Here is an 18,081-nt window from a genome sequence, read left to right on the forward strand (position 1 = left end):
GCGGCGCGAGCCGTCGCCGCGGGTGGCGGGAACCTGACATTGTGGCACGCGGGGCGGGCGCGCTGCATGGGGCCGCATCGGCGCGATGCCGCCTCGTGTTAACATCGCAGCTCTCGCGTGAGAGGCTTCCGCCACGTTGTGGCACGCCTCGCGCCGTGCGGATTGCCCTCGTGTGTTTGCGCCGACCACATCGACCATCGGTCGAAGCCGCAGCGCCACGAAAGCCCGCACGCCTCCCAGCCGTACCACCCGTTTTTCCAATCCAGCAACGATGTCCGCAGGCCTGAATCCCGCCCAAAGCGAAGCGGTGCGCTATCTCGACGGTCCCTGTCTCGTGCTCGCCGGCGCGGGCAGCGGCAAGACACGTGTGATCACGCAGAAGATCGCGCACCTGATCGAAGCGAAAGGCTTCGAGCCGCGCCATATCGCGGCCGTCACCTTCACCAACAAAGCCGCCGCCGAAATGCGCGAGCGTGTGGGCAAGCTGCTCGAAGGCAAGACGCTCACCACGCCCGGCAAGGAAGGCCGCAAGGTGCCGACCAACCAGCTCACGGTCTGCACGTTCCATTCGCTCGGCGTGCAGATCCTGCGCCAGGAAGCCGAGCATCTGGGCTTGAAGCCCCAGTTCTCGATCATGGACTCCGACGACTGCTTCGCCATGATCCAGGAGCAGGTGGGCTCGACCGACAAGGGCTTCATCCGCAAGATCCAGTCGATCATCTCGCTCTGGAAGAACGGCCTCGTGATGCCCGAGGAAGCGCTCGCGACCGCTTCGAACGAGGACGAGCACCAGGCCGCAATCGTCTATCGCAACTACGTGGCGACACTGCACGCCTACCAGGCCGTGGATTTCGACGACCTGATCCGCCTGCCGACCGAGCTGTTCGCGAAGAACGAGCCCGTGCGCGAGCGCTGGCAAAACAAGCTGCGCTATCTGCTGATCGACGAGTACCAGGACACCAACACCTGCCAGTACGAGCTGCTCAAGCTGCTGGCGGGCCCGCGCGCCGCGTTCACGGCCGTGGGCGACGACGACCAGGCGATCTACGGCTGGCGCGGCGCCACGATCGAGAATCTCGCGCAGCTCGGCAAGGACTATCCGAAGCTGCACGTGGTCAAGCTCGAGCAGAACTACCGCTCGACGGTGCGCATTCTCACGGCGGCGAACAACGTCATCGCGAACAACCCGAAGCTGTTCGAGAAGAAGCTCTGGTCCGAGCACGGCATGGGCGACACCATCTCCGTCACGCCCTGTAACGACGAGGAGCACGAGGCCGAATCAGTGGTGTTCCGGCTTTCGGCGCACAAGTTCGAGCGGCGCGCGCAGTTCCGCGATTACGCGATTCTTTATCGCGGCAACTTCCAGGCGCGCATCTTCGAACAGGTGCTGCGCCGCGAGCGCATTCCCTACGTGCTCTCGGGCGGCCAGTCGTTCTTCGACAAGGCCGAGATCAAGGACCTCTGCGCGTACCTGCGCCTGATCGCCAACCACGACGACGATCCCGCGTTCATCCGCGCGATCACGACGCCGCGGCGCGGCGTGGGCAACACCACGCTCGAAGCGCTGGGTTCGTTCGCGGGGCAGGCGAAGGTGTCGCTGTTCGAGGCCGTGTACATGGGCGGTATCGAGGCGCGGCTTTCGGCGCGCCAGGTCGAGCCGATGCGCGTGTTCTGCGACTTCATGCAGCGGCTCGCCGAGCGCGCGGTGAAAGAGCCCGCGACGGTCGTGCTCGACGACCTCATGGAAGCGATCCACTACGAGGCGTATCTCTATGACGCGTTCGACGAGCGCCAGGCGCAGTCGAAGTGGCAGAACGTGCTCGAATTCCTCGAATGGCTCAAGCGCAAGGGCACGAAGCCCGAGCAAGAAATTGGCGAAGACAGCGAGGCCACCGGCTATGACAACACCGACGGTCTCGCCGATACGGGCAAGAACCTGATGGGCCTGATCCAGACCGTCGCGCTGATGTCGATGCTCGAAGGCAAGGACGAAGACCCGGACGCCGTGCGCCTTTCGACCGTGCATGCGTCGAAGGGGCTGGAGTATCCGCACGTGTTCCTCGTGGGCGTCGAGGAAGGGATCATGCCGCACCGCGGCGGCTCGGAAGACGACGTGATCGACGACGCGCGCATCGAGGAAGAGCGCCGGCTCATGTACGTGGCGATCACGCGCGCGCAGCGCAGCCTGCATCTGAACTGGTGCAAGAAGCGCAAGCGGGCGCGCGAGACGGTGGTGTGCGAGGCGTCGCGCTTCATCCCCGAGATGGGGCTGGACGATGCGCCGCCGCCCACGCCCGAAGAGGCGCCGATGTCGCCGAAGGACCGGCTCGCGAGCCTGAAGGCGTTGTTGCAGAAGGGTTGAGCGCTGGCGACGTCCCGGCAAACGAAAAGGGCTGCATCGTGTGATGCAGCCCTTTGTTTTTGTGCGCCTTGCTTGGTGCGCCTTGCGTCGTCGGCGGGCCTGCGGCGCGTGAGCGTGTACTTACTTCGCCGCGTTCACCATGTAATCGACGGCGGCCTTCACCTGGTCGTCGGAGGCGCTCGAACCGCCCTTGGGCGGCATCTGGCCCTTGCCGTGCAGCGCGTAGTTGTAGATCTTGTCCATCGGATCCTTGAGGCGCGGCGCCCAGTCGTCCTTGTTGCCGAATTTTGGCGCGCCGAGCACGCCCGCCGCGTGGCACGCCTGGCAGACCTGCTGATAGAGCGCCTTGCCTGCCTGCGAGGCATCGGCGCTTTGGGACCCGCCGCCTGCCGCCGGCGCGGAGGACGCTTGCGGAATCGCGGCGATCGCCGCCGCGGCGGCCGCGGCTTGTGCGTTGGCCGCGCTTGCGGACGCATCGGCGCCCGAAGCCGGCGCGGCGCCCGAAGCGCCCGCCGCCGCCGACGCACCTTGCGCGGCACCCGGCGCGGGCTGGGGCGGATCCTGGAAGTTCGCGCCGCCGTGGTCCGCCATGTAGACGACCGCGCGGCCGATTTCGTAATCGCTGTAGTCGTCGGGGCTCGTGCCGCCACGCGGGGGCATCGCGCCCTTACCGGACAGCGCCGTTTTCCAGAGCGTGTCGAAGCCCTGGGAAATGCGCGGCGCCCAGTCGCCGGAATTGCCGAACTTGGGCGCGCCCGCGGCGCCGCTCGCGTGGCACGCGGAGCAGACGGCCTGATAGACCTGCTCGCCCGTCTTGTAGACGCGCGGCGCGTTGGCGTCGCGCACCGATACCTGGGCGACGGGCGCGATGCGCGCGGCCACCTGCTGTGCGGAGAGTTCCTCGGTGCCTGCGCCCGTGCGCGTCGTGTTGTCGACGTAGTAGGCGAGCAGAATGATGATGACGATGGGGACGGCAAACCCGGCGATGACAGCGGCAATCAGCTGGCCGGGCGTTTTGATCGGGGCTCCGTGGGGTGCTTCGCTCATGCTTGTCTCGACTCCCGTTGGTTTTTTGGTGAGCGGTACAGCAGGACGGCAACAGCCTTGCGATTGAGCAAACAGGAACGATTATAGACGCAAGGTTTTGCGGCCGGTTGCCGCGCGCGGGGCTCTTCAGCGGGCGTTTACCCGGAGTGGTGCGGTGCGGCGGCGGGTGGCGGTCGTAAATGGCGCCGGATCGTGGGGAGGGTGGGGTGAACGGCTGGCGGCGGGGGTGGGGGGCCGGGCGTGGGCCGCGCGGGCACGCGGTGGACGTCGTCTTCGAAACCGGGTATTCTCTCGGTCTCATTGCGGTGCGGCTCCGCCCGGTTTATAAGGGCTGGCGGCGGCAACCGCTTCTCGATGCGCCCGTAGCTCAATGGATAGAGTACTGCCCTCCGAAGGCAGGGGTTGCTGGTTCGATCCCAGCCGGGCGCGCCAAGTCTGACAAAAATCCCCGATTTTCTGCTACCGCCGCGCATAAGCGCAGGCCGTGTTGCCCATGGCGCTTCGCTTTACCGACGCCCGCGCCCTCAACACCCCACCGACGCCCCACACATCCCGCCCGCAGCCTCCCCCGCCTCGCCCCCGGGCACAATACACGCCAGAAACGCCTCAATCACCGGACTCTGCCTGCGCGCCTTCAGGTAATACACATATTCATCGATCGTCGTATCCACACCGCGCAGCGCGATCACACGCAGATCCGGATGCCGCTCCGCTTCACCGCGCGGAAAAATGCTCCCGCCCACGCCGTGCAGAATGGCTTCGCGAATCGCCTCGCGGCTACCGATTTCCGCCATCGAAGCGGGGGTGACACCGGCCCTGGCGAGAATCTCCTCGGTGCAGCTACGCGTGACCGAGCCAGCCTCGCGGATCAACAGACGCACCTCGGCGAGGCGCGCCGCGTCGATCGTCTCGAAGCGCGCTAGCGGATGGCTGTGATGCACGACGAGCACGAGCGGATCGGTCGAGATCACGCGCCGCTCCAGCCCCTCGGCATCATTGCGCTGCGACGACACCGCAAGGTCGATCCGAAACTCGTGCAGCGCATTGAGGATGTCTTCCGAATTGCCGATCCGGCAGGTGAGCGCGATGGCCGGATGCGCCTTCGAGAAGCGGCCGATCGCATCCATGATGTAGTACGGCCCCGTCGCGCCGAGCCGCAATTGACCTTCGAACAGGCCGCCGACGTTGCGCAGCATGACGTCGGCCTGGGCCTCGAAATCGATCATCTTCTCGACGATCGGCAACAGCGCGATACCGGTTTCGGTGACCGCGAGGCGGCGTCCGCTGCGATAGAACAGCTCGACACCGTAATGCTGCTCGACTTGCCGGATCTGCGCGGCGATGGTCGGCTGACTCACGCCGAGATGGCGCGCCGCACGCGTGATGCTGCCCTGGCGGACCGTCGCGTGGAACGCCTTTAGCTGATCGAACAAAATCCCGTCCTCTCCTCCTCGTCCGCGCGACAGCGTAGCGCGCCGATGTGTCCGCCGTATGACGCGCGCCCCGGCCGCAACGTCATCTTTGTCTGCGCATGGTTGTGTGCGCACCGGTGCATCGAGCGAAGCTTCAAGCAAAAAAGCTGAGGTACACCGCAAGAAACCTGATGGAACCGTTCACTGCGAGGACATTCGCCGATGCGTTAATGGGCGCATTCGTCATTCACGGACCGATCCTCATGCGTCGAATCGATTCGCGCGCCGTCTGGGCGGCGGTGCTCCTTTCTCTCGCGCTTGCCGCGTGTGACGGCAGTGGCAGCGGCGATCCGTCTGCTTCGCCGGGCGCGAACAGTCAACAGAACGGTCTGCAAAACAACCCGCAAAGCAGCCAGCAGATGGCGGGCGCCAGCGCGAACACGAGCGCCGAAGACAACCCGCCGGGCGCGCCCGACATGCACTGGGCGCCCGATTCCAGCGCGAGCGGCGCGCATTGATTCGCAGTCCACATATTTCTTTTCCTCCCGATTCTTCCCGATAACAGGACTTTCCATGTCGTCGAAAAACAGACGCGACTTCCTGCGCCTCGCGGCCCACTCGGCCGGCGCGATGGCCGCCTATGCGGGCTTCCCGCCCGCGATCCGCAAGGCGCTCGCGATGCCTGCCGCCACGCGCACGGGCACGATTCAGGACGTCGAGCACGTCGTGATCTTCATGCAGGAGAACCGCTCGTTCGACCATTACTTCGGCGGCTTGCGCGGCGTGCGCGGCTTTGACGATCCGCGTCCGCACCTGCTGCCCAATGGCGCGCCGGTCTGGCAGCAGCCGCCTGCGCTGGTGCAGACGTCGCAGTATCACGCGCGCGGCCTGGACCCGTCGGCGCCCTACGTGCTGCCGTTTTATCTCGATCCGAAGCAGACGACCGAATTCCAGCCGGGCACGAACCACGGCTGGAGCAGCGGCCACCTCGCGTGGAACAACGGTCAGTGGGACCAGTGGGTGAACCAGAAGCAGGACGTGCTGACGATGGGCTATCTGAAGCGCGCCGACGTGATGTACCACTACGCGCTCGCCGATGCGTTCACGATCTGCGACGCCTATCACTGCTCCACGCACGCGGATACCGCGCCGAACCGCATCTACCTGTGGACCGGCACGATCGATTCGCGCAACGTCTACGGCAATCCGCCGACCGGCCCCGGCATCGGCGAGCGCGACAACGTGAACGGCTATACGTGGACGACGTACGCCGAGCGCCTCGAGAACGCGAACATCAGCTGGAAGCTGTACCAGGGCGGCACCGGCATCCCGGGCGACCCGACCGACAACTACACCGACAACTCGCTGATGTTCTTCAAGAAGTTCCAGGTGCAGGAAGGCGCGAGCGGGCCGCTCGTCGACAAGGGCGCGTCGAACCACACGCTCGCCGAGCTCAAGGCCGACGTGCAGGCGAACCAGTTGCCGCAGGTATCGTGGATCGTCGCGCCGTACAAGTACAGCGAGCACCCGTCCGCATCGCCCACCGACGGCGCGTTCTACATCAACATGGTCCTGGAAGCGCTGACGTCGAACCCGGACGTATGGGCGAAGACCGTGTTCATCCTCAACTACGACGAGAACGACGGCCTGTTCGATCACGTCGTGCCGCCGGTGCCGCCGCTTGCGAGCGGGCCCAATGGCGACGGAATGATGTCGTCGAGCCTGCTCTCGAACATCGGCGACGAATACCTCGACCTCGGCAAATATCCGCAGGAGATGGGCCCGCTGATCCCGGGCGCCGATCCCGGCGGCATCCAGCCGATTGGCCTCGGCCCGCGCGTGCCGCTGATCGTGATCTCGCCGTGGTCGAAGGGCGGCTGGGTTTGCTCGGAGACGTTCGATCACACGTCGGTGCTGCGCTTTCTCGAGGCGCGCTTCGGCGTGCACGAGCCGAACATCAGCGCGTGGCGACGCTCGATCTGCGGCGACCTTACGTCGGCGTTCGACTTCTCGGGCAAGCCGGACACGTCGACCGTGAGCTTCGCGGTGCCGCAGCACATCCAGACGGCCGGGCAGGCGTACCAGGTGCCCGCGCAACAGACGATGCCGGCGCAGGAGCCCGGCACGCGGCCGGCGCGCGCGCTGCCCTATGAAGTCTTCGTTCACAGCCGGGTAAATGGCCGCGACGGCAATCTGTGGCTCGACTTCGCGAACACGGGCAGAGCGGGCGCGGCGTTCTACGTCTACGACCGGCTGAACCCGGCCAATGCGCCGCGCCGTTATACGGTCGCGGCGCGCGACCAGCTCGCCGATTACTGGAGCACGACCGCCGCGCAGGGTGCGTACCATCTCGCGGTCTACGGCCCGAACGGCTATCTGTGCGAATTCCAGGGCAACGCGCAACTCGCGGGCGATCGTCGTCACGCGAACCCGGAAGCGCGCATCGGCTATGACGTGCGCAATCGCCACGTGTATCTCGAGCTGCGCAACACCGGTGCGGCGCCGTGCAGCGTGCGCGTCGACAACGCGTACAGCCACGCCAACGCGCGCCAGTACACGTTGTGGCCCGGCCAGACGCTGCAGGACCACTGGGAGCTCAGCTCGAGTCATGGGTGGTACGACCTGAACATCGCGGCGGCGACGCTCGGCGGCGCGTCGGACAAGGTCGTGCGCCGCTTCGCGGGTCACCTCGAAACGGGCCGGCCGAGTCAGAGCGATCCGGGGCCGGTGAAGGGCTGAACGACCGCGCGCCGTATTGCGCCATCAGCACGTCGCGTGGCCGCTGCAAATCCGGCCACGCGGTTTTTTATTGCGACGATTGGGTGCGAGTTTGCGGCGCGTATGCGCAAAAGAAAGCCCGCGCGAGGCGGGCTGAGATGAACGAGCGCGTCGGTGAGGACGCGATGAATTGTTGTTGTCTGGTACACGTAGCGCGAATCTTTAGCGTTAGAACTGCGCGACGCGCTGATATTGATTCACGTTCCGGGTGGCCTGCATGGCGGCCCGATATTCGGTGTTCAGTTCGTTGGTGGCATTGCGCGCGGCTTGCGCAATCTGGGCGTCGATGGCGTGAACCTGCTTGAGCACGTCGAGCGCGGCGGGCGTTTGCTGCACACCGAGCGACATCAGCAGCGGCGAGCGCTCGTTCGCGAGCTGCGCCGCCTGCTCCCATTCGCCCACGGCCGCCGCCTGCTCGATGGCCTTGGTGATTTGCCAGATACGCTCGATGTTTGCCGGTGCTTGCATGATCTGTGGCCTCGATCGCGTCAGTTCTTGTTGGTGGCCAGCGCGCCTGCGCTGTTTGTGCCGCCGAAGAGCTGCGTGAGGTATTGCTGATTGCTGTTCATCGTCGCCATCAGCGTGTTGAGCGCCGTGAACTGCGCGTTGTACATGCTGGTGAGCTGGCTCTGATAACTCGTCAACGAGGTCTGCTGCGTCGTGAGGTTCGTCAGGTCCGTGTTGATCGCGTTGGTGCGCGTCTGGATGGCGCCCGTGGTCGACAGATAGCCCGTAATGTTGGTATTCAATTGGGCGGCAACGCCGTTGGTCGAACTGAACAGTGTGGCGATGGTCGACTGGTTGTTTTGCAGTGCGGTGTTCAGCGTGGTGTTATTGATCGAAAGCGAGCCGTCCGCATTCAGCGTAATGCCGATCGCCGCCAGGCTCGTCGACGTGTTGCCGTTCTTAACGCCGTTCGCGACGATCGTGGCCAACTGGTTCTGCACCATGTTCAGCGTCGAGTCGCCGAGCAGCGGGCCCTGCGACGAGGCCGTCGAGCTGTAGGCGGTGAGCGTGCCCATCGTCGTCACGAGCGTGTTGTAAAGCGTGACGAACTGGTTGATCGTGTTCGACTGCGAAGTCGTGTCCTGGGCGACGGTGAGTGTCTGTGGTGACTTGCCCGTGGAGTCGACCGATGCGGCGCTCAGGCTCAGCGTCACGCCGGCAATCGCGGAAGTGACCGAGTTCGTCGAACTGGTGACGCCGGTGTTGTCGACCGTGAAGTAGGCGTCCTGCGCAGCCGTGGTCTGCGTCCAGTTGGGCGTGCTCGGGGTCCCCGACGACTGGACATTGCTGAGCGTCGACTGGTTGGCCTGGAGCTGATCGCTGGTCGCGCTCGCGTTGCCAGTCAGCGACGTGCCCACGTTGCCCGTTACAGCAAGGCCGTTCAGTGCATCGCCCGTGGCCGTATCGCTGATCTGGACGCTGATGGCGTTCTGGGAGCCGGTCGAATTCGCGTGCAGGACCAGGTGCGCGCCATCGGCGCCGTTGACGACCGTTGCCGTCACGCCAGGGTTGTTGCTCGCGCTGTTGATGGCTGACGCGATGCCGGAAACCGTGCTGTTGGAGCTGTTCAGCGAAATCGTGGTGCTCGCGCCGCCGATCGAGAGCGTCATCGTGGCCGGGCCCGAGGCAAGCGCCTGCGTTGCGTTATAGCCCTTCGACGTGAGCACCTGCGCGGTCGCGATCTGGGCGACATCGAGCGAATACGTGCCGGCGACGGCGCCGCTGGCTGCGGTGGCCGTGATGCCGGTGCCGCTGGTGGTCGCGGTGAAGGCGTTGACCGTCGTGCCGTTCGAGAGATTGGTGAGCCCGGCCTGCAGTGCCGAAAGCGCGGCGGAGAGCGTGCCGTATGCGGAGATTTGCGTATTGTCCAGCGATTGCTGCGCGGCCAGCGTGGCGGCTTGCCCTGCAATCTTGCTGTTGACGAGCGCCGTGACGAGCGAGTTCACGTCCATCGACGAATTGCCGGTCGAGCCGCTGATGATCGACTGGGCGGCTTCCTGCAGCGCCTGGTTGGTCGCTGCGGTGTTGGCCGCGACGGTATTCGTGACTGAGTTACCGGATACGGTGGACATGAAGAGGCTCCGTGCTTCGGCGATGCCGGGTGAATCGGTTCAGGTCTGAAAAACGCCAAACGGGAGACGAGGCTCCCGGTTGGTGGGCGTCGCGCGCGCCGGGTATGGCGGGCGGCGCGCGCGACGCGTACTGCTTGAAGCGTTACTGCAGGAGCTTCAGGATCTGCTGCGGCTGCGAGTTCGCTTGCGCGAGCACCGAGATACCGGCTTGCTGCAGAACCTGCGCCTTGCTCAGGTTGGCCGTTTCCTGTGCGAAGTCGGCGTCCTGGATCGACGACTGAGCCGACGACAGGTCGGTCGATTGCGCTTGCTGCGTCGTGGTGATCGCCGTGAAGCGGTTTTGCGCCGCGCCGAGCGTTGCCTGCAGGTTGTCGACGGTGTTCAGCGCGTTGTCGATGGATTCCATTGCCATCGATGCGCCTTGGGCCGTCGAAATGTCGATGTTCGAAACTTTTGAAACCGTGTTCAGCGAATTGATTTGAGTACCGACCGACGCTTCCGAAGCGCCCGTGGCATCCACGACCGTGCTGGTAATGGTGGACGGCTGATACGAACCATCGGCGTTCTTCGCGCCTGCCGTCACAGCAATGCCAGCCTTCGCCGCAACTTGAGCCGAAACGGCCTGGTTGTTTTGGTCGGTGAACGTGAAGCCGCCGTTACCGTCCGATTCCACGTTGATCTGCGTGATAGCAGCCTGGTTCACGACCGTGGGCGTAGTCGTCGTGCCCGCCGTTTGTGCTCCGGTGAGTGCCGCGTTCAGGGCAGCGATAGTGCCTGCATCGCCGGTCGTCGTCGTATTGAGTGCAACAGCAGTCGCACCATTAATCGAAACGCTCCATGCCTTCGTCGTCGCATCTTGCGTATAGGTATTGCCATCGCTGTCGGTCGCGGAGATAGCACCCGTAGCGGACATGTTTACGGTAACGGATGTTGCCGCTGTATCACCCACAGAGTCAACGCCGTTATCGGCCACCGTAACGGCTTGCGTGTTCGATGCCTGGGAGTAGGTCGTGACATTGACCACCGAGCTTGCCGCAGCATTCAGAGCAGCAATGGTACCGGCATCGTCGGTCGCGTCGAGTGCCGTTGCAGGCCCACCACCTACCGAAACATTCCATGCGGGAGTCGCGCCCGCAGCAGCCGTGTTGGTATAGACGTTACCCTTGTTGTCCGTGTACGAAACCGTCGAACCCGTGATTGTGGCCGAAACCGAGGTCGCACCATTCGGCGTCTTCGAATTTGCCGCGTTCGTGACGTTCATCGACGCATCGATAACTTGCGTCGGGGACGTACCAGCAGCAAACGTCGAACCATCAGCGTTCAGCGCCAAGTTCGTGAACGAGCCCAGCGTATTTCCCGCTTGCGGAATACCGCCGCCGAGCGAGGCCGCGCTCATGTTCTGCGACAGATTCAGCGAGATCGTCTGGCCAACGTTCGCGCCGACCTGGAAGCTGACATTGCCCATCGAACCGTTCAGCACGTTCATGCCGTTGTACGTCGTTTGCGACGCGATACGGTTCACTTCCTGGATCTGCTGTGCGACTTCCTGTTGCAGTGCCTGGCGGTCGGTATCAGTCATGCTGCCGTCCGAGGCCTGGGTCGCAAGCTGACGAATGGTCTGGAGACTCGAGGTCAGCGACGCCAGGCCCGACGATGCGGTTTGCACCATCGACACGCCGTTGTTCGCGTTCGACACGCCCTGGTTCAGACCGTTGATCTGGGTCTGCATGATGTTCGAGATTGCGAGACCTGCTGCATCGTCTGCCGCGCTGTTGATGCGCTTGCCCGACGAGAGGCGCGTGATCGCTTGCGACAGCGCGCTGCCCGAGCTGGTCAGATTCTGCTGTGCAACCAGCGAGTTGATGTTGCTGTTAATTCCGAGCATGGAAATTCTCCTGGACGGGCGGTAAGCCCTATACGCCACATTGGCAGCGGCGGAAGCACTCGTTCATTGCTGGCCGCCTCAGTGAAGGTTGACGGCGTGGCAAAAAAAAACTTGAGGGGCGCGCGCAAACATTGCGACCTAATTTGCGTTTCGCATAAAGCAGGCGGTTCGCGCATCGAAGCGAACAAGCACACGTTTGCGCACGCGAGTTGCTCCAAAAGGCGTCGGGCGCGCGCGTGCGCCGGCGCCAGCGCACTGCAGCGTCGCCTGAGCGGGCGTATCCTCAACCCTTTCCGCTACCGCTTTACGCTGCCTCGCAGAGGATCGCACCAGGCGCCGAAGCGCCAAATCCGATCGACACAGGACGACACAGGAGAAATCATGGAACTACGCAACATCGGCACTTCGGCCTTGCAGGTCGCGCCGCTCATGTTCGGCGGCAACGTGTTCGGCTGGACCGCCGACGAAGCCACCTCGTTCTCGATTCTCGACGCCTTCACCGACGCCGGCCTCAATTTCATCGACACCGCGGACGTCTACTCCGCCTGGGTGCCGGGCAATCAGGGCGGCGAATCGGAGGCCATCATCGGCAAGTGGCTCGCCCGAAGCGGCAAGCGCGAGAAGGTGGTGATCGCAACGAAGGTGGCGAAGGACCCGCGCCGCCCAGGCCTTTCGGCCGCGAACATTCAGGCCGCCGTGGAAGATTCGCTGCGCCGCCTGCAGACCGATTACATCGACGTCTACTTCTCGCACGAAGACGACCAGAAAGTGCCGCTCGAGGAGACGCTCGGCGCCTACCAGCGCCTGATCGACGCGGGCAAGGTGCGCGTGGTGGGCGCGTCGAACTACACCGGTGCGCGCATCGAGGAAGCCCTCGCGGTCGCGCACAAGAACGGGCTGCCCGCGTACCAGATCGTCCAGCCCGAGTACAACCTGTACGATCGCGCGGCCTATGAGGCCGATATCGAGCCCGTCGCGCTCGCGCAGAAGCTCGCGGTCGTGCCCTATTACAGTCTTGCGAGCGGCTTTCTGTCGGGCAAGTACCGGTCGCGTGAAGACCTCGCGAAGAGCACGCGCGGCTCGCGCGTCGAGCGCTATCTCGACCATCGCGGGGTGCGCATTCTTGCGGCGCTCGATTTCGTGGCCGGGCGCCATGGCAGCACGCTGGCGGCCGTGGCGCTCGCGTGGCTGATCGCGCGGCCGAGCATCACCGCGCCGATCGCGAGCGCGACGTCGCTCGAGCAGCTCGCGAGCCTCGTGGCCGCGGTGCGCCTTAAACTCGACCCGGCGGACATCCAGGCGCTCAACGACGCGAGCGCTTGAGCCCCGCCTGGCATGGCGCGCAGGCGTTCATCCAGGAGTCCTGACGATGCGTGGCGGGGCCGCCGGACGGCGTCCGCCACGCAAGTGTCTGAGTAGAATCAAGAAAGTGTGGCTGGCGCGATCTTTTCCTGATATCATTGAGAGTGAATTGAGATCTTTGCCTGTTTTGTTGCCGTGTTCGTTACTGTTGGCGGCCGCAAACCGGCGGTCAGGTGTGTTGCAGCAAGGTCAACCTGATCGCGTTCCGCTGTGAACCCCCTACTTCTCTTTTCCGGCCTCCGTGGCCGCCTTGCCTTTCGTTACGCCCCATCGTGGCGAACGACCGGAGGGCCGGTGCGTGAATGGATTGACCATTTGCGCCTTTGAACCGTATCAAGCGATTGAGTTAGGAAATACATGACGACGATTCTTCTGAAGGAAAACGAGCCGTTCGAAGTGGCGATTCGCCGCTTCCGCCGCGCAATCGAAAAGAATGGCCTGATTGCCGAGCTGCGTGAGCGCCAGTCTTACGAAAAGCCGACGGCCGTGCGCAAGCGCAAGAAGGCTGCTGCTGTGAAGCGCCTGCACAAGCGTCTGCGTAGCCAGATGCTGCCGAAGAAGCTCCACTAAGAGCGCTTCAGCTTCCGCCAGACGGCGGCGCATGCTTCGAAAGAAGCTGCGCCGCCGTTTGCATTTCTGGCGCCCGCATTCGGCTTGCGCGTCTGCTGCGATTGCGCGAGCGCGAGCGCGCGCCGCGCCGGTTCGCCGGTTCAGGCGGCGTCCCGGAGCCGCTGCGGCGAAAGCCCGAACTGCGTGGCGATCGAAATCAGCCGGTCGTGCCATTCCCAGACGCCGAATACGTCGTGGACGTTTTGCAGGCAGCTCAGCAGGCTCACGGTGTTGGGGTCGTAGATGTTGATGTGGGCGCGCAGAAGTGCCTTTTTCAGCGCGGCGACGCCCACGTCCATCCATATGGGCACCTCGCTCGCCTCGCGTGCGAGATAGCGCACGGGGATGCCTTCCATCGCGCTCATGTAGTCGCGCGCACGGATAAAGCTGCCGACCGGGCAGCCGCCGTAGTTGCGCGTACCGCCGCTATAGCCACCCCGATAGGCCCCGCCGCCACAAGGCAGGAGCGCTGCGCGCCCTTGTCCATAGAGATGCGCGACGGCGTGGTCGAAGATCTCCTGATGGGTCAGGAAGTGCATGTTTTTCATCTCAGCCCCCTGCGCGACGCACAGCGGTAAGTCCTGCAGACGCGCCGCCGCGTGCCTTCGGCGCGCGTTCCCCGCGGCGGGCGTCCCGTGCGGCACATCTTGCCGGCGCAGCAACCGCGGACGCATCCATTGTCAGTTATAACGGCGCGCCGGAAGAAAACCGTTAGGCCGCGCACCAAGGCAGGCGGAAATCGCGCTGATCGGCGATTCGTGCAGCGTGGTACGGGGTATCGAGGCCGGTTCGTGTCCGGCTTCGGGCAGATTCAGGGCTGAATTACGTCCGATCAGTCGCCGGCTCGGGCTCCCGCTGGCGTGCGCGCCTTCGCGGCCGCGGTCTTGCCTTTGGCCTTCGATTTGGCGCCGCCGAGCACCGCGCAGGTTTGGCGGCACGCGCAGTCCCGCTCGTGGTCGTTGACCATACCCACCGCCTGCATGAACGCGTAGCAGATCGTGGTGCCGACGAACTTGCAGCCGTACTTTTTGAGCGCCTTGCTGAGCGCGTCGGAGACTTCGGTGGACGTGGGCGCGTCGCGATACGAGGCGAGGTCGTTCTGGATGGGCGTGTCGTCGACGAACGACCAGACGAATGCCGCGAGCGAGCCGTGCTCCGCCTGGATCTGCTGCACGGCGCGCGCATTCAGGATGGTGGCCTCGATCTTGGCGCGGTTGCGCACGATCGAGGCGTCCTGCATGAGCGTTTCGACGTGCTTCGGCGTGAAGCGCGCGACCTTCTCCACGTCGAAGTTGGCGAATGCGCGGCGATAGCCTTCGCGCTTGTTGAGAATCGTGGACCACGACAGCCCCGCCTGCGCGCCTTCGAGCACGAGCATTTCGTAGAGGTGGCGGTCGTCGCGCGAGGGCACGCCCCACTCCTCGTCGTGGTATTGCACATACTGCGGCGACGCGCCGGCCATTACCCAGTTGCAGCGGTGTGTCACGGTGAGTTCTCCATGCGAGTAGCCACGCAAGGATAGCGGATCGGCCGTGCGCCGCCACCTGGCCGTCCGGCTAATTGTGCGAAAGGCGCCGAGCCGTTAGTCTCTGCGGCACGGCTCAGTGTTCGCTTAGTGCTCGCTCAGTGCCCGAGAATCCTCAACTCACCGGCCCGCGCAAGGCGCGGCAAACATCATGCAGAAATATTCCTGGTTGATCGGCGTGGATGGCGGCGGCACCGGCACGCGCGTCGCGCTGGGCGACCCTCAGGGTGCGGAACTCGCGCGCGCGAGCGCGGGTCCGTCGGGGCTTGGGCTCGGCATCGAGCGCGCCTGGCAATCGATCGAAGAAGGCGCGCGCGCCGCCTTTGCACAAGCCGGGCTGGCGTTCGACTGGTCGCGGTGCGTGCTCGGCTGCGGCCTCGCGGGCGTGAACAATCCTGACTGGCTTGCCGCATTTCGCGCGGCAGCGCCGCCCGTCGCGGGCCTTGCGGTCGAGAGCGACGCCTACACGACGCTGCTCGGCGCACATGGCGGCGAGCCGGGCGTGGTCGTGGCGCTCGGCACGGGCAGCATCGCCGCTGCACTCGATGCGCGCGGTGCGTGCCGCATCGCGGGCGGCTTCGGCTTTCCGTCGGGCGACGAGGCCAGCGGCGCATGGTTCGGCCTGCGCGCGATCGTGTGGGCGCAGCAGTCGCTCGATGGCCGCGTCGTGCCCGATGCGCTTTCGCGAGCGCTGCTCGCTCACATCGGTGCGCTCGACCGCGAGAGCCTGATCGTCTGGCAGTGCGCGGCCAACCAGACCGCGTACGCGAGCCTCGCGCCCGTGGTGCTCGCGCACCGCGATCACCCGTTCGTGGCGAAGCTGCTGGCCGAGGCGGGCGAAGCCGTGGCGCGCCTGATCGTGGCGCTCGATCCTGAAGCTGCGTTGCCCGTGGCGCTTGCCGGAGGGCTCGGCCAGCCGCTTACCGACTGGGTGCCGCAAGCGGTGCGCGAGCGCTTGCGCGCGCCTCTCGCTGATTCCGCCTGTGGCGCCTTGCGGCTCGCGCGACGCGAGGCCGGGCGGATCGCAAGCGCTTAGGCGCAGCACTACCCGCCCTGGCTGGCTGGCGCTAATGCCGCTGCTCGGCCCCACGTTCAACGTGCCCGAAGACGATCCTCAAAAGCGCATCGCGGCGGCGCTCGCCGTCCGGTGCTAGCATTGAGGGTTTCCCCCAGTCCTCCGAATCGCCATGTACAAGATCATCGCAACCGATCTCGACGGAACGCTGCTCAACGCCGATCATCAACTGGATCCGTTCACGGTTGCCACGTTCGACAAGCTCAACGCGCAAGGGCTGCAGTTCATCATCGCGACCGGCCGCCATTATTGCGATGTGGCGAGCATCCGCGGCTTGCTCGGCGTTCCGGCGTATCTGATTACGTCGAACGGCGCGCGCGTCCATGGCCCCGACGACGCGCTGATCCACGCGCGCGACGTGCCCGAGCATGTAGTGCGCCGCCTCGTCGCGCCCGACACCGTGGGCGCGCATGGCCGCGTGATCGTGAGCCTCTTTACCGACAAGGAATGGTTCATCGACCGCGATGCGCCTCAACTGCTCGCCTACCACCAGGATTCGGGCTTCACGTATCGCGTGACCGGGGATCTCGGCGCGCTCGGCGGCGCGGGTGTCGCCAAGGCGCTCTACATTGGCGACCCGGCCGACCTCGCGCACGTTCAGCACAGCCTCGAGCGCGAGTTCGGCGACGCGCTCTACATCACCTATTCCCTGCCCGATTGCCTGGAAGTGATGGTCGCGGGCGTGTCCAAGGGGCGCGCGTTGCGCGTCGTGCTCGACCGGTTGAATCTGGATGTCGCGCGTTGCGTGGCGTTCGGCGACAACATGAACGATATCGACCTGCTCGAAACGGCGGGTCATCCGTTCATGATGAACAACGCGAATCCCGATCTGATCGCGCGCTTGCCTCAGGTGCCGCGCATCGGCAATAACTTCGAGGCCGGTGTCGCGCATCATCTGCGCAAGCTCTTTGCGCTCGATGACGAACTGGCGGGCTGAGCCGCATTAACCTGCATTAATTCGCGCTGGCCTTATCGCTTGGCGTTCAGGCTACTCGCCTCACGCTCACCCTATTGCGTAGCGGGAAGCGCCGCACACGGGCATTCATCCGACCGGCCGTCGAGCCCCTCGCGGTCGTGACTGAAGCGCGCGCTCGGCGTGGCGCCGCTCCAGTCGATGCGCACGACGTAGATGCTGTCGAAGTCGGCGCTTTTCCACTTGGGCACGTCGGATGCCTGTCCGCCATGCTCGGCCACGATCTTGCGCACCAGCGTCTCGATCTCGCGGTGCTCCCAGCCGATCAGCACCGTGCGGTTGCGCCACGCCGGATCGAGCAGCGTCTTTTCGAGCGCGTCGGTCCGGGCATAGCCATAAGGCGTCTGAATGGGCAGACCGAACTGAATGGCCGTGGGCTCGACGGTCGCAAGCGGGCGCACGTAGTAATAGGCGTGGCCGCCGTCGTCTTTCTGTTCGCCCGGGTCCGGCGCGTAGATCGCATCGGGCTTGCCGTACTTCGCCGCAATCACCGCGGGCAGCGCGAGCGCGCGATTCAAGCCCTTGCAGTTGAGCTGGCCGAGCCCTTCGGCGGGCTTTTCGCCGTGACGCACGAAAACCAGTGTTTCGATGTCCTGTGCACTTGCAGCGTGCGCGGGGCTCGTGCTCGCAAGTACGCCGCCGGCGGCCGTCGCGAACAGCGTCGCCAGAATCGCAGCACGCCGCGTGATGGGACGAAGCGCTAGAGCACCAAGCGCACCAGGCACCATCGGTGCGACGAGGCGGCCCAGCGAATATCGTGAACGCTTCATGCTGTGCGCCTTGAATTCGAGATGAACGGGTCGCCCGATTCTAGCAACGCTACCACAGCCGCTTCGCGTGGCCACGCATCCCGCTCGCCATTGCACGCGGCCATACCGTCGCCGCGAGTTCTGGCAGGCCATGATGCAATGCGTGGAAGCGCATCCACCCGGTAATTAATGCGCGTGTGAAAAGCTACGCGAATAGATACGCGTA

The 18,081-nt window shown here is 64.9% G+C and carries 14 protein-coding genes, 1 tRNA gene and 2 pseudogenes; 8 read left to right on the forward strand and 9 right to left on the reverse strand.

The annotated features are described in order from the left end of the window. Positions 1–271 precede the first annotated feature (271 nt). Positions 272–2,362, forward strand: coding sequence for a UvrD-helicase domain-containing protein (locus U5775_RS14675; RefSeq protein WP_322058843.1), 2,091 nt, complete (start codon positions 272–274; stop codon positions 2,360–2,362). 120 nt (positions 2,363–2,482) lie between these two features. Here U5775_RS14675 and U5775_RS14680 read toward each other — a convergent pair whose 3' ends face one another. Then, entirely contained in the window at positions 2,483–3,409 is a 927-nt protein-coding gene (locus tag U5775_RS14680; RefSeq protein WP_322058844.1) for a c-type cytochrome, read from the reverse strand. Between the two features lie 356 nt (positions 3,410–3,765). Here U5775_RS14680 and U5775_RS14685 point away from each other — a divergent pair. Then, positions 3,766–3,841 (forward strand) — tRNA-Arg (locus tag U5775_RS14685). A gap of 92 nt (positions 3,842–3,933) precedes the next feature. Here U5775_RS14685 and U5775_RS14690 read toward each other — a convergent pair. Beyond that, entirely contained in the window at positions 3,934–4,842 is a 909-nt protein-coding gene (locus tag U5775_RS14690; RefSeq protein WP_322058845.1) for a LysR family transcriptional regulator, read from the reverse strand. 242 nt (positions 4,843–5,084) lie between these two features. On the opposite strand from U5775_RS14690, the gene U5775_RS14695 reads away from it, so the two are divergent. Next, positions 5,085–5,339: a hypothetical protein gene (locus U5775_RS14695; protein ID WP_322058846.1), complete on the forward strand. Its 255-nt coding sequence runs from the start codon at positions 5,085–5,087 to the stop codon at positions 5,337–5,339. Between the two features lie 55 nt (positions 5,340–5,394). Then, positions 5,395–7,560 carry a phosphocholine-specific phospholipase C gene (locus tag U5775_RS14700; protein ID WP_322058847.1) on the forward strand — a complete coding sequence of 722 codons (2,166 nt, stop codon included), beginning with the start codon at positions 5,395–5,397 and terminating at the stop codon, positions 7,558–7,560. 207 nt (positions 7,561–7,767) lie between these two features. Here the strand turns inward: U5775_RS14700 and fliT are convergent, their stop codons facing one another. The 4 genes and pseudogenes from fliT to U5775_RS39465 form a co-directional block, all read right to left on the reverse strand. After that, entirely contained in the window at positions 7,768–8,067 is a 300-nt protein-coding gene (gene fliT / locus U5775_RS14705; RefSeq protein ID WP_322058848.1) for a flagellar protein FliT, read from the reverse strand. Between the two features lie 20 nt (positions 8,068–8,087). Continuing rightward, positions 8,088–9,677 carry a flagellar filament capping protein FliD gene (gene fliD, locus U5775_RS14710; protein ID WP_322058849.1) on the reverse strand — a complete coding sequence of 530 codons (1,590 nt, stop codon included), beginning with the start codon at positions 9,675–9,677 and terminating at the stop codon, positions 8,088–8,090. A gap of 142 nt (positions 9,678–9,819) precedes the next feature. Then, positions 9,820–10,365 (reverse strand): annotated as a pseudogene (locus U5775_RS39460) (flagellin); the annotation flags it as partial. Positions 10,366–11,015: 650 nt separating this feature from the next. After that, positions 11,016–11,562, reverse strand: a pseudogene (locus tag U5775_RS39465) (flagellin); the annotation flags it as partial. A 381-nt stretch (positions 11,563–11,943) separates the two neighbouring features. Between U5775_RS39465 and U5775_RS14720 the strand changes: the two are divergent. After that, entirely contained in the window at positions 11,944–12,885 is a 942-nt protein-coding gene (locus U5775_RS14720) for an aldo/keto reductase (RefSeq protein WP_322058851.1), read from the forward strand. A 396-nt stretch (positions 12,886–13,281) separates the two neighbouring features. After that, positions 13,282–13,494, forward strand: coding sequence for a 30S ribosomal protein S21 (gene rpsU, locus U5775_RS14725; protein ID WP_006401410.1), 213 nt, complete (start codon positions 13,282–13,284; stop codon positions 13,492–13,494). A 140-nt stretch (positions 13,495–13,634) separates the two neighbouring features. On the opposite strand, the gene U5775_RS14730 is transcribed toward rpsU, so the two are convergent. Next, on the reverse strand, positions 13,635–14,081 hold the full coding sequence (locus U5775_RS14730; protein ID WP_322058852.1) for a hypothetical protein: 447 nt from the start codon (positions 14,079–14,081) through the stop codon (positions 13,635–13,637). Between the two features lie 284 nt (positions 14,082–14,365). Beyond that, complete coding sequence (locus U5775_RS14735) at positions 14,366–14,995, reverse strand: DNA-3-methyladenine glycosylase I (protein WP_322058901.1); 630 nt, start codon at positions 14,993–14,995, stop codon at positions 14,366–14,368. A 214-nt stretch (positions 14,996–15,209) separates the two neighbouring features. Between U5775_RS14735 and U5775_RS14740 the strand changes: the two genes are divergently transcribed. Beyond that, positions 15,210–16,094, forward strand: a complete 885-nt coding sequence (locus U5775_RS14740; protein WP_322058853.1) for a BadF/BadG/BcrA/BcrD ATPase family protein — start codon at positions 15,210–15,212, stop codon at positions 16,092–16,094. 151 nt (positions 16,095–16,245) lie between these two features. Next, complete coding sequence (locus U5775_RS14745; RefSeq protein WP_322058854.1) at positions 16,246–17,070, forward strand: Cof-type HAD-IIB family hydrolase; 825 nt, start codon at positions 16,246–16,248, stop codon at positions 17,068–17,070. A 71-nt stretch (positions 17,071–17,141) separates the two neighbouring features. Here U5775_RS14745 and U5775_RS14750 read toward each other — a convergent pair whose 3' ends face one another. Continuing rightward, positions 17,142–17,876: a histidine phosphatase family protein gene (locus U5775_RS14750; protein ID WP_322058855.1), complete on the reverse strand. Its 735-nt coding sequence runs from the start codon at positions 17,874–17,876 to the stop codon at positions 17,142–17,144. Positions 17,877–18,081 lie beyond the last annotated feature (205 nt).

Origin of the sequence: Paraburkholderia sp. J63 (assembly GCF_905220245.1) — a bacterium.
Classification (GTDB): Bacteria; Pseudomonadota; Gammaproteobacteria; order Burkholderiales; family Burkholderiaceae; genus Paraburkholderia.

Coding starts and splice junctions, on each gene's coding strand:
- fliD (WP_322058849.1), bottom strand. CDS start 9,677: ATGTCCACCGTATCCGGTAACTCAGTCACGAATACCGTCGCGGCCAAC.
- U5775_RS14695 (WP_322058846.1), top strand. CDS start 5,085: ATGCGTCGAATCGATTCGCGCGCCGTCTGGGCGGCGGTGCTCCTTTCT.
- U5775_RS14730 (WP_322058852.1), bottom strand. CDS start 14,081: ATGAAAAACATGCACTTCCTGACCCATCAGGAGATCTTCGACCACGCC.
- U5775_RS14700 (WP_322058847.1), top strand. CDS start 5,395: ATGTCGTCGAAAAACAGACGCGACTTCCTGCGCCTCGCGGCCCACTCG.
- U5775_RS14735 (WP_322058901.1), bottom strand. CDS start 14,995: ATGGCCGGCGCGTCGCCGCAGTATGTGCAATACCACGACGAGGAGTGG.
- rpsU (WP_006401410.1), top strand. CDS start 13,282: ATGACGACGATTCTTCTGAAGGAAAACGAGCCGTTCGAAGTGGCGATT.
- U5775_RS14720 (WP_322058851.1), top strand. CDS start 11,944: ATGGAACTACGCAACATCGGCACTTCGGCCTTGCAGGTCGCGCCGCTC.
- U5775_RS14740 (WP_322058853.1), top strand. CDS start 15,210: ATGCAGAAATATTCCTGGTTGATCGGCGTGGATGGCGGCGGCACCGGC.
- U5775_RS14675 (WP_322058843.1), top strand. CDS start 272: ATGTCCGCAGGCCTGAATCCCGCCCAAAGCGAAGCGGTGCGCTATCTC.
- U5775_RS14750 (WP_322058855.1), bottom strand. CDS start 17,876: ATGAAGCGTTCACGATATTCGCTGGGCCGCCTCGTCGCACCGATGGTG.
- fliT (WP_322058848.1), bottom strand. CDS start 8,067: ATGCAAGCACCGGCAAACATCGAGCGTATCTGGCAAATCACCAAGGCC.
- U5775_RS14745 (WP_322058854.1), top strand. CDS start 16,246: ATGTACAAGATCATCGCAACCGATCTCGACGGAACGCTGCTCAACGCC.
- U5775_RS14680 (WP_322058844.1), bottom strand. CDS start 3,409: ATGAGCGAAGCACCCCACGGAGCCCCGATCAAAACGCCCGGCCAGCTG.